This is a genomic window from Agromyces seonyuensis (genome assembly GCF_009789225.1).
Taxonomy (GTDB): Bacteria; Actinomycetota; Actinomycetes; order Actinomycetales; family Microbacteriaceae; genus Agromyces; species Agromyces seonyuensis.
On the sequence record NZ_WSTA01000111.1, the window covers coordinates 1 to 10,535 of the forward strand.

A 10,535-nucleotide genomic window follows, 5' to 3' on the forward strand; every position below is an offset into this window, starting at 1 on the left:
GCCGAGGCCGGCATGCCGGTCGCCTAAGTGGCTGGGGTTCAGGCGCGTGCCCTCCCGATCCGGCGGCCCTGGCCCGAACCCGAAGCGCCAGCGTCCGGCCGCCGACGGCGGCGCTTCGGGTTCGGGCCAGGGCCGCCGTCGCGGCGGCAACGGCTCGGCGTCGCGGCCGATCCGCATGGGCGACGTCGTCTCCCCGAACCGCAGCAACCGCACCAACCGGCGCGCGCAGGGCTGAGCGCCCGCCCCGGCTCCCGAGGCGCCCGCGACGCATGACGTCGCGGGCGCCTCGTCGTAGGCTCGCGGCGTGCGCGTGCTGCTGAAGCTCGACCTGGATGCCCCGCCCGACACGGTGTGGGCGGCGCTGCAGTCGCCCGCGGTGCTCCGCGAGGTCGTGCGACCGTGGCTCGACTTCGAGTCGCTCGAGCCGGGCGGGTTCCCGGAGCGGTGGGGCGACGGCGTACACCGCCTGCGGGTGCTCGCCTTCGGCCGGCGGCCGGTCGGCCTCGAGCACGTCGACGTCTCCCGCCCCGGCGGGCTGCCCGAGGGCGTGCGGATGCTCCGCGACGCCGGCGGCGCGGACACCGGACCGCTCGCGGCGCTGCGCGAGTGGGACCACCGCATGGCGGTCTCGGCACTGCCGGACGGCCGCACGCGCTACCGCGACCGGCTGCTCGCCTCGACCGGGAACCGCCTGCTCGACCTGCTCTTCGTCGTGCCGATCTGGACTTTCTGGCAGTGGCGCGCGTGGCGGATGCGGCGGCTCGCGCCGGGCTGGGCCGCGAGGTTCCCCGGGCGGTCGCACCCCTGAGCGGTCGATTTGGGGCGGGGCGGATCCTGGCCTACCCTGCCGACATGAGCACCAGTGTTGTTGCCGAATCCGTCATCCGTCCCATCCGCGATTCCGACGCGGAGGCGCTCGGACGCGTGCACGCGCAGGCGTGGCACGAGACCTACGACCACCTCATCAGCGCCGCCGCCCTCGAGAACCTCTCGCCCCGGCGCATGGCGGAACTCTGGAACCACCTCGCCTCGCGCGGCGAGGAGTACGCGCAGTACGCGGCCGTCGTCGACGGCGAGATCGTCGGCTTCGTCGGCGCCGGGCCCGCCCGCGACGACGATGCCCCCCGCGAGCGCGAGCTGCTCTTCATCTACCTGCTCGACGCGTTCCACGGCACCGGCCTCGGCCAGCAGCTCTTCGACGCCGCGCTCGGCGACGAAGCGGCCTACCTCTGGGTGGCGGAGGACAACCCCCGCGCGCACCGCTTCTACGTCCGCAACGGGTTCGCCCTCGACGGCGCGAGCCAGGACCAGCCGTTCCTCGGGGAGTCGATCCACGAGGTGCGATTCGTCCGCTGAGCACTCCACCGAGGCGCCTGCTCGGATGAGCACTCACTGCTCGGACGAGCAGGCGTCTCGGGGATAACCCCAGTCGAAGTTCCGGGGGATCCCCATTCAGGTCGCTTCGGCGCACCCCTAAGTTCGCTCTTGTCGGCGGGACTCCGCCGCAGAACCGAGGGGAAACATCATGACCACCGTGCTGGCCGCACCGCTCAGCCGCGACTTCACCGTCCGCCCGGCAGCGGGTCACGTCGGCGGCACGCTCGGCTTCGACCTCGTCGACGCCGACCGCGTCCTGGCCACGCTCGAGGAACTCGGCGCCCGCGCGCCCGAGAACCTCGACATCCGCGTCGAGGTCGTCGACGGCCAGGATGACGCCGTGCCGGAGGCCGTCACCGCCGAGCCCCGCCGCGGGCGCTTCATGCGCCTCGTCGTGCGCTTCCGAGGTACTGCGAACGACGCTCTGCCCTGGTGGTCGTGGCTGCGCTCGTCGGCGCCCGTGCAGTGGGACACGTTCAGCCCCGCCCCGTGGGCGCGTGGCGCATGAGCCCCGCCCTCGCCGCAGCCTGCGATCGGTCCCGGTGGACGCACGTCCGCCGGGACCGATCGCGTTGTCGGCGACCGGGCCTACGTTGACGAGGTCGGCCGCACGGCCGGCGAAGGGGGAACCATGAGCATCATCGACGAACGCCCGGGGCTCGACCGCCGGCTCGATCCGCTCGCCCGCGCGCTCGGCGCGCGCCTCATCGGGCCCGGCGATCCCACCTGGGACGCCGCGCGGGCGGCCTGGCACCTCGGCGCCGACCAGCATCCGCTCGCCGTCGTCGTGCCCGACGGCGTCGAGGAGGCCCGACTCGTGCTCGAGGTCGCCCGGGATGCGGGCGCACGGGTGAGCGTGCAGCCGAGCGGCCACGGCGCCGGCGCGTCGCTCGAGGGCACGATCCTCGTGCGTCCGAGCGCCTTCGACGAACTCGCGGTCGACGCCGACGCGGGCACGTTGCGCCTCGGCAGCGCCCTGCGCTGGCAGGACGCCCTCGCCGCGCTCGCCGGCACCGGCCGCATCGCCCCGGCCGGCTCGAGCGGCGTCGTCACACCGGCCGGCTACCTGCTCAACGGCGGCCACTCCTGGTTCAGCCGCACACTCGGCGCCGGCGCCCGCAGCCTGCGCGCCGTCGAACTCCTCACCGCCGACGGCGAACTGCGCCGCATCGACGACGCGAGCGACCCCGAAGCGGCCTGGGCGATCCGCGGCGCGGGCGGCGCGCTCGGCATCGTCACCGCCCTCGAACTCGACCTCGCCGCCGAGACCGAACTGGTCGGCGGGTCGATCGTGCTCGGCTGGGACGACGCCCCCGCCGTGCTCGCGCTCCTCGCCGAGCTGGCCGAGACCGCGCCGCCCGAGCTCGAGGTGCATGCGGCGATCATGCGGATGCCCGATGCGCCGATGCTCCCGCCCGAGCTGCGCGGGGCGCGATTCGTCGAACTGCAGAGCGTGTACCGCGGCTCGGCGGAGGCGGCCGAGCCCTGGTTCGCGCGGCTGCGGGCCGCCGGCACGGTGCAACGGGAGTCGCTGCGTCCCTTCGGCATCGAGGCCCTGGCCTCCATCGCGGCCGAACCCAGCGACCCCTCGCCGGGCGACGGCTTCGGCACCTTCGCGCGGGACCTCTCCCCCGCGACGGCCGCGCGGCTGTTCGGCGTCTTCGACGACCCGGCGTCCGCAGGGCTCGTGGCGCTCACCTTCCGGCTCCTCGGCGGCGCGCTCGCGAGCGGCGACGGACTCCCCTCGATCGTCGGGGCGGTCGAGGAACCCGTCATCGTCGGCACCCTCGGGTTCGGTCCGCCCGACCTCGTGGAACCCGGGTTCGCCGCCCTCCGCGCCGCGCTCGGCGACGCGGACTCCGGCCGGGCGTTCGCGACCTTCCTCCGGGAGCCGAGCTACGCCGGTGCGTACGACGCCGAATCGCTCGCCCGGGCCCGCGCCGTCAAGGCGTCGCTCGACCCCGAGGGTCGCTTCGTCGGCAGCCGCGCGTACGGGTGAGGCTCGCGGACGCGCTCACGGGCGCGTCCGCGACGGCGATCAGGGCAGGCGGCCGACCGCGGCGAGCGCGGTGCGCAGCAGAGCGCCGCGACCGCCCTCCATGTCGGCCTGCACGCTCGGCGAGACCGCTTCCTCCGGCGTCATCCACGTCACCTCGAGGGCATCCTGCCGCGGTTCGCACGTGCCCGTGACGGGCACGACGAAGACGAGCGAGACGGCGTGCTGGCGCGCGTCGGTGTAGGCGGAGAGGCCGGGCATCGGGAAGTACTCGGCGACCGTCACCGGCACGGGCGAGGCCGGCAGCAGCGGGAAGGCCATCGGGCCGAGATCCTTCTCGAGGTGGCGGAAGAGCGCATCGCGCACCGTCTCGCCGTACATGACGCGGCCGCTCACGAGCGTGCGCGTGATCTCGCCGACCTGGTTGGCGCGCAGCAGCACGCCGACGTCGGTCACGACGCCGACCCCGTCGACCCGCACGGGGACGGCCTCGACGTAGAGGATCGGCAGTCGGCCGCGGATCTCCGCGAGCTCCAGATCGCTGAGCCACGCGGGGTTCGCGTTCGGCACCGGGCGGGACCCGGGTCCCTGCGGTTCCTCGGGCGTCCATTCGGGATGGTCGGGGGTGCGCACGCTCATGCGCCGATTCTGCCCCATGCGCCCCCGGGAGGTGCAGGCCGGCGCCCGCGGGTACGATCGCCGCATGCGGATCGACGACGACGCGGTGCTCTGGTCGGCCTCCGAGGCGGACCGCGCGGACCGCCCCCTGCTGCTGCTCCTGCACGGGTACAACTCGAACGAGTCCGACCTGTTCGGCCTCGCGCCGTTCCTGCCGCTCGAGCCGGCCCTGGCTTCGCTCCGTGCCCCGATCGACGCCGGCTACGGCTACGCGTGGTTCCCGCTCATGGCGCAGGGCATGGACGCCGCGATCGCGGGCGCCCGCGCGTCCGCGCAGGCGGTGCTCGACTGGCTCGACCGCACGGTGCCGACGCAGAGCGGCATCGGCCTGCTCGGCTTCTCGCAGGGCGGGGCGATGGCGCTCGAACTGCTGCGCCTCGACCCCGACCGGTTCTCGTACGCGGTGAACCTCTCGGGCTTCGCCCTGCCGGGCGAGCGCGAGGCCGACGGCCGGCTGGAGCAGGACGCGTTGCCCGTGTTCTGGGGCCGCGGCACCGCCGACCAGGTGATCGCCGCCGACGCGATCGCCGGGACGATCGACTGGCTGCCGGCGCATTCGACGCTCGACGCGCGCATCTACGAGGGGCTCGCGCACGGCATCTCGCAGCCCGAACTGGCCGACGTCGTCGGGTTCATCCGTGCCGTGCAGGCCGACGCCTAGGCTCCGGCACCCCGGTCCCGGCACGGCCGGGCACGGACGAGCCCGCCGCCTCGGCGGGCGCGGCGGGTCAGGCCCCGCTGCCGCCGGACTCGGCGCGGCGCTTGGCGCGCTCCGCGTCGCGCTCCTTGACGCGCACCTTCTCGGCGCGCACCTCGGCCTGCGTCGCGCGCTCGCGGACGAGCCACTCGGGCGGGGAGACCAGGAGTTCCTTGATCTGCGCGGTCGTGAGCGACTCCTCGACGCCCGAGCGGGCGAGACCGGAGTTCGAGACGCCGAGCTTCGCGGCGACGACGGTGCGCGGGTGCGGCCCCTCGCGGCGCAGGGTGGCGAGCCACTCGGGCGGGTTCGCCTGCAGTTCGTCGAACTGGGCGCGGGTGACGACGCCCTCCTGGAAGTCGGCAGGCGTCGCCTCGAGCAGGACCCCCAGCTTCTTGGCGGCGGTCGCGGGCTTCATGGACTGGCTCTGGCTCACCCTCCAACGCTACCCTGCGCGCGCACGACTACCCTGGGAGGGCAGGACTGGGGGAACGAGTGGATCTGAAGCTCGACTACGTCGCGGGCGTGAGCCCGTCGAAATGGCTGCGCGTGTGGGGCGAGCGTCGTCCCGACGTGCCGCTCGTCGCCCGACGCGTCGACGAGCCCGAGCAGCTCGCCGCGATCGCCGCCGGCGAGGCGGATCTCGCCTTCGTCCGGCTGCCCGTCGACACCGACGGGCTGTTCGCGATCCCCCTCTGGGAGGAGGTCGCGGTCGCCGTGCTCGCGCGCGAGCATCCGTTCGCCGACGCCGAGTCGCTGACGCTCGCCGACCTCGACGGCGAACCGACCGCGCCGGTGCAGCAGGATCCGGCGATGACGGTCGAGCTCGTCGCGGCCGGCACCGGGTTCGCGGTGCTCCCCCACGGCGTCGCCCGCCTCCACCACCGCAAGGACGTCGCGGCCGTGCCGCTCGAGGATGCCCCGCCGACGCGCATCGCCCTCGTGTGGCGCAAGGAGCGCGACGACGAGACGATCCAGGAGTTCGTCGGCGTCGTGCGCGGCCGCAAGGCGGCGTCCTCGCGCGGCGCCGAGGCCGAGACCCCCGACACCGGCACGTCCGGTTCCTCGGGCTCCGGCAAACCCGCGAAGGGCGCACGCAGCGCCCAGCCGGCCAAGGCGAAGCCGAAGCGCACCGCCGCCGACGCCGCGCGCATCCGGGCTGCCGCCCGCACCCGCGGGCGCGGCAAGCAGCAGAAGGGCCGGCGATGATCCCGTTCCTGCTCGTCGCCGTCCGCCCCGAGACGCCCGCCGTGGGTCCCGAGTACGATGCCGTTCGGGCCGCGATGGGCCTCGACGCGGCCGACCTCGAACACCTCCGGCTCGACGCGCAGGCCCTCGACCGCGACTTCGCGATCGAACGCCACTCCGGCATCGTCATCGGCGGCAGCCCGTTCAACACGACGACCCCGCCCGACCGCAAGCCCGCCGTGCAGCGCCGCGTCGAGGCCGACCTCGCCCGCCTCGCCGAACTGGCCCTCGAGCGCGACCACCCCGTGTTCTTCACCTGCTACGGCATCGGCGTGCTCACCGAGGTGCTCGGCGGCACGGTCGACACGGCGCATCCCGAAGCCGTGGGCCCTGCCGAGCTCACCCTCACCGACGCCGGCCGCGCCGACCCCCTCGCGGCGGGGCTGCCCGACACGTTCGACGTGCTCGTCGGCCACAAGGAGTCGACCGGGCGCCTGCCCGCCGACGCCGTGCTGCTCGGCACGGGCACGGTCTCGCCCGTGCAGTGGTACCGCGTCGGCCGCAACGTCTACGCGTCGCAGTTCCACCCCGAGGCGACTCCGGCGGGACTCGCCGCGCGCGCCCTCGTCTATCGCGACTACGGCTACTTCCCCGCGAGCGGGTACGCGGCCGTCGCGAAGGTGCTCGACTCGGCGCGCGTCACCGAACCCCCGAAGCTCCTGCGCCGCTTCGCCGAGCTCCACGCCCGCTGAGCCGCTCCGCCCGAATCGGGCAGCGCACCGGCCGGCCCCGGGGCGGGAACCCGTCCGCTCAGGCTCCGACGGCATCCCGGCGCGCGATCCGGCGCCGCCGGATCCACTTGTCGCCCTCGACCACCACGAGCACGACCACGAGCAGCGCGAGGCAGACCAGCCACTGGTCGCCCGTGAGGCTCGTCGTCATGAGGAGGCGCTGCAGGAAGCCGAGCTCGGTCGAGAGCACGATGATGACCACCGGCCACACCAGGAACTTCGCGACCTGCGCGATCGGCGGCAGCAGCCCGGACGCCGGCGAGCGGCGCATGAGCAACGCCGAGAGCACGGTGCCGAGGCCCACGACGACGTAGGCCATCGTGGTGGCGTGGCTCGGGGCATCCGAGCGAGGTTCGTCGGGTCCCCAGACGAGCGGGATCCACGACACGACGAAGACGGTCGCCCCGTAGAGCAGCCACTCGCCGACCGCATCGCGATTCGCGACGCCGCGCTTCGGATCGCGCGGCGGCAGGTCCATGACGCCGGGCGGCGCCGGGTCGGCCGCGATCGCGAGCACGGCGAAGAGGGTGACGAAGAAGTTCAGGAACAGCACCATGCTCGGGAAGAGCGCGACGCCGTCGGCGACGGCGAACGCGCTCGCCGCGAGGAAGAGCAGGATGAGGCTGAACAGCTGCGACATCTGGAAGCGCAGGTAGGCGACGATCTTCGCGTAGACGACCCGGCCGAGCTCGACGGCGTGCACGAGCGTCGAGAAGTCGTCGTCCGTGAGCACGAGCCGCGCCGCCTGCTTCGTGACCTCCGACCCCGAGCCCATCGCGACGCCGACGTCGGCCTGCTTGATCGCGGCGGCGTCGTTGACGGCGTCGCCCGTCATGGCGACGATCTCGCCGTGCGACTGGAGGCGCTGCACGAGCCGGAGCTTGTCCTGCGGAGTGACCCGGCCGAACACGTGCAGGTTCGGCAGCCGCGCGTCGAGTTCCTCGTCGCTCATGGCCTGCAGTTCCGCCCCCGAGATCGCACCCGCGCCGAGCCCCAGTTCCGCGCCGATCGCGCCCGCGGTGATCGCGTGGTCTCCCGTGATCATGCGCACCTCGATGCCGGCGCGGTCCGCGATCTCGACGGCGAGTTTCGCCTCCGGCCGCAGCGGATCGACGATGCCGACGATGCCGACGAGCACGAGATCGTCGACGAACGACATCGGGTCGGCCACGACGGCCGGCTCGTCGGCGTCCTCGAGGACGCGCAGTGCGAGCGCCAGGGTGCGCAGGCCCTCCCGCGAGAACTCCGCCAGCACCTCCTCGGCAGCCGCCGTATCGACCGGCAGGACCGATCCGTCGGCGCCGACCATGCCGGTGCACCGGGCGAGCAGCACGTCGGGCCCGCCCTTGACGACCTCGACGAACCGCTCGCGCCCCTCCAGCTCGAGCCGGTGGAAGGTCGCCATGAACTTGTAGTCCGAGTCGAACGGCACCTCCGCGATCCGCGGGTGCAGGCGGCGGGTCTCGTCGGCGTCGACGCCGAGCTTGGCGGCGAGAACGATGAGCGCGGCCTCGGTCGGGTCGCCGACGACGTCCCCGTCGACCGAGACGGTCGCGTCGTTGGGCAGGCAGATCGCGTCCGCGAGGCGCACGTCGCCGACGGGCTCGCCGGCCGGCGCCAGCATCGTGCCGTCGAACGAGTACCCCTCGCCCGTCACGGTGAAGTGCCGCTCCCGCGCCCAGACGGCCCGCACGGTCATGGCGTTGAGCGTGAGGGTGCCGGTCTTGTCGGAGCAGATCGCGCTCGTCGCGCCGAGGGTCTCGACGTCGGCGAGGCTCGCGACGATCGCGCGGGACTCCGCGAGCTTGGACGCGCCCCACGACAGCAGCGACTGCACGAAGGTCGGCAGACCGGTGGGGATCGCCGAGATCGCGACCGCCGTGCCGAGGAAGAGCAGCTCTTCGACGCTCTCGCCGCGCGAGATGCCGATGAGGATGATGACGACGACCGCACCCCAGGCGACGCCGCCGAGCACCTTCGTCAGCGAATCGAGCTCGCGCTGCAGCGGCGAGCGTCCCGAGTCGACGGTGCCGAGGAGGTCGGCGATGCGTCCGACCTCGGTGCGCATCCCGGTTTCGACGACGACGGCCCGCGCCGTGCCGCGCGTCACGGACGTGTTCTGGAAGACCATGCCGGCGCGATCGGCCAGCGCGGCGTCCTCGCGGTCGGCGCTCGCGTGCTTCGCGATCGGCGCGGACTCGCCCGTGAGCGCCGCCTCCTGGGTCTCGAACGAGGATGCCCGCAGCAACCGCGCGTCCGCCGGCACGAGATCGCCCGACTCGAGCTCGAGGATGTCGCCCGGCACGAGGGCCGTCGCCTCCAGCAGGCGGATGCTCCCGCCCCGCAGCACCCGCGCCTTCGGCGTCTGCAGCTTGGCGAGCGCGTCGACCGATCGGCGGGCCTTCAGCTCCTGCCGGGTGCCCTGCACGACGTTGAACGCGACCAGGATGCCGACGACGATCGCGGTGGAGATCTGTCCGATCACGACCGACACGATCGCGACCGCGATGAGCATCAGGGTCATGAGCTCGCCGATCTGCGCGAGCGCGATCTTGATCGCGCTCGGCGGTGGCGCGCTCGTCAGCTCGTTCGGCCCGACCTCCGCGAGCTTCGCCGCCGCCTGCGCGTCGCTCAGCCCGACGTCGACGCTCGATCCGAGCCGGGCGACTGCTTCGGCGCCGTCGAGACTCCACCACGGCACCGACGCCGCCGGCGCACCCGATCCGCTCGTTCCCTGTCCGTCCGCAGTGCGGACGATGTCGCTCGGCTCCCCCACCGAACACCCCCTCGGTCAGCTGGGGCCAGCCTAGGCCCGGGCATCGATCGAGTGCGCGCACCGGCGCGACCGGCTGCGCCCTCAGGCGGGCGCGATCTCGGGGCCGCGTTCGACGGCGGTCGCGGGCGGCGGCACGAGGCGACGCAGCACGAGCCGCTGCCCGAAGGTCCAGAGCACCGTCGTCGTCAGGTAGAGCGCGGCGGCCAGCGGCACGAAGAGCGCGACGACGGCCGTCGCGAACTGCAGGAATCCGAGCATCCCGAGCAGCCGCGCCGACGGCGCGCCCGGCGCTCCCGGCGTGCCCGCCGTCGGTGCGGCCGGCGCCACCGGGCGGAAGACCCGCCGGGTCGCCTCGCCCGCGGCGACGAGGAGCGCGACGATCACGCCGTACACGACGAACACCGACGGCTCGAGCGCCCCCGCGGCGGCGAGCCCCGCGAACGAGTCGCCGAGCGAGATGCCGCCGAGCTCGTGGGCGAGCAGTTCGTTGGGTTCGCCCGCGATCATGGTGTGGCCGAAGAGCGTGTAGACCAGGGCGACGATCGGCGCCTGCACGAGCATCGGCAGGCAGCCGGCGAGCGGGGACGTCCGCTCGGCGGCGTAGAGGTCGGCGAGCTCGCGCTGCAGGCGCTCGGGTTTGCCCTTCCAGCGCCGCTGGATCTCGGCGACCGCGGGGGCGAGCCGCGCGCGGGCCTGCTCGCCTCGGGCTTGGGCGAGCGCAGCGGGGATGAGGGCGGTGCGCACGCAGAGCGTGAGCAGGATGACGGCGACGGCCGCCGCGGACGGCCCCGCGAGCGGGGCGACGAGTGCGGCGAGGCCGTCGATGGCGCCGCCGATGAGGTGCAGCAGTGCCGTGATGGGCGGGAACGCGGTGTAGTCCATGGAGATCCTCCGGTCGATGCGAGTGGGTGCTCGGGTTCGACCGACCGCCGCCGCCTCGACGCACCATGCCTGCGGCCGGCGCGGCGGCGGGAGGTGCGCGCGCCCGGACGGGCGCGCAGCGCGGTGCGGGAGCGGGTGCGCGGCGGCGTG

The 10,535-nt window shown here is 74.1% G+C and carries 12 protein-coding genes; 8 read left to right on the forward strand and 4 right to left on the reverse strand.

What is annotated here, in order from left to right; all coding sequences use genetic code 11:
- The first annotated feature begins 46 nt into the window (after positions 1 to 46).
- The 5 genes from GB864_RS16770 to GB864_RS16790 all read left to right on the forward strand — a co-directional run bounded on the left by GB864_RS16770 (position 47) and on the right by GB864_RS16790 (position 3,376).
- Positions 47 to 235, forward strand: a complete 189-nt coding sequence (locus GB864_RS16770; RefSeq protein ID WP_160426837.1) for a hypothetical protein — start codon at positions 47 to 49, stop codon at positions 233 to 235.
- 69 nt (positions 236 to 304) lie between these two features.
- Positions 305 to 808, forward strand: coding sequence for an SRPBCC family protein (locus GB864_RS16775; RefSeq protein WP_160426838.1), 504 nt, complete (start codon positions 305 to 307; stop codon positions 806 to 808).
- Between the two features lie 44 nt (positions 809 to 852).
- Positions 853 to 1,356: a GNAT family N-acetyltransferase gene (locus tag GB864_RS16780; RefSeq protein ID WP_160426839.1), complete on the forward strand. Its 504-nt coding sequence runs from the start codon at positions 853 to 855 to the stop codon at positions 1,354 to 1,356.
- A 169-nt stretch (positions 1,357 to 1,525) separates the two neighbouring features.
- The gene (locus GB864_RS16785; protein ID WP_160426840.1) at positions 1,526 to 1,885 is read left to right on the forward strand and encodes a hypothetical protein; all 360 of its coding nucleotides are present in this window, start codon (positions 1,526 to 1,528) and stop codon (positions 1,883 to 1,885) included.
- Between the two features lie 123 nt (positions 1,886 to 2,008).
- Positions 2,009 to 3,376, forward strand: coding sequence for an FAD-binding oxidoreductase (locus GB864_RS16790; RefSeq protein ID WP_160426841.1), 1,368 nt, complete (start codon positions 2,009 to 2,011; stop codon positions 3,374 to 3,376).
- 39 nt (positions 3,377 to 3,415) lie between these two features.
- Here the strand turns inward: GB864_RS16790 and GB864_RS16795 are convergent, their stop codons facing one another.
- Positions 3,416 to 4,012, reverse strand: coding sequence for a DUF4916 domain-containing protein (locus tag GB864_RS16795; protein ID WP_160426842.1), 597 nt, complete (start codon positions 4,010 to 4,012; stop codon positions 3,416 to 3,418).
- Positions 4,013 to 4,076: 64 nt separating this feature from the next.
- On the opposite strand from GB864_RS16795, the gene GB864_RS16800 reads away from it, so the two are divergent.
- Positions 4,077 to 4,712, forward strand: a complete 636-nt coding sequence (locus GB864_RS16800) for an alpha/beta hydrolase (protein WP_160426843.1) — start codon at positions 4,077 to 4,079, stop codon at positions 4,710 to 4,712.
- Positions 4,713 to 4,779: 67 nt separating this feature from the next.
- Here GB864_RS16800 and GB864_RS16805 read toward each other — a convergent pair whose 3' ends face one another.
- Positions 4,780 to 5,166 (reverse strand): DUF5997 family protein, encoded by a 387-nt coding sequence (locus tag GB864_RS16805; protein ID WP_160426847.1) that lies wholly within the window; start codon positions 5,164 to 5,166, stop codon positions 4,780 to 4,782.
- 77 nt (positions 5,167 to 5,243) lie between these two features.
- Here GB864_RS16805 and GB864_RS16810 point away from each other — a divergent pair, with 77 nt between their 5' ends.
- Both GB864_RS16810 and GB864_RS16815 read left to right on the forward strand, forming a co-directional pair.
- Positions 5,244 to 5,957, forward strand: a complete 714-nt coding sequence (locus tag GB864_RS16810; RefSeq protein WP_160426844.1) for a LysR substrate-binding domain-containing protein — start codon at positions 5,244 to 5,246, stop codon at positions 5,955 to 5,957.
- Entirely contained in the window at positions 5,954 to 6,688 is a 735-nt protein-coding gene (locus GB864_RS16815) for a glutamine amidotransferase (protein WP_160426845.1), read from the forward strand. Before GB864_RS16810 ends, GB864_RS16815 begins: the two co-directional genes overlap by 4 nt.
- Positions 6,689 to 6,746: 58 nt before the next feature.
- On the opposite strand, the gene GB864_RS16820 is transcribed toward GB864_RS16815, so the two are convergent.
- Together GB864_RS16820 and GB864_RS16825 are read right to left on the reverse strand one after the other, a co-directional pair.
- Entirely contained in the window at positions 6,747 to 9,503 is a 2,757-nt protein-coding gene (locus GB864_RS16820) for a cation-translocating P-type ATPase (RefSeq protein ID WP_336604058.1), read from the reverse strand.
- A gap of 81 nt (positions 9,504 to 9,584) precedes the next feature.
- Positions 9,585 to 10,385 carry a YidC/Oxa1 family membrane protein insertase gene (locus tag GB864_RS16825; RefSeq protein WP_160426846.1) on the reverse strand — a complete coding sequence of 267 codons (801 nt, stop codon included), beginning with the start codon at positions 10,383 to 10,385 and terminating at the stop codon, positions 9,585 to 9,587.
- Positions 10,386 to 10,535 lie beyond the last annotated feature (150 nt).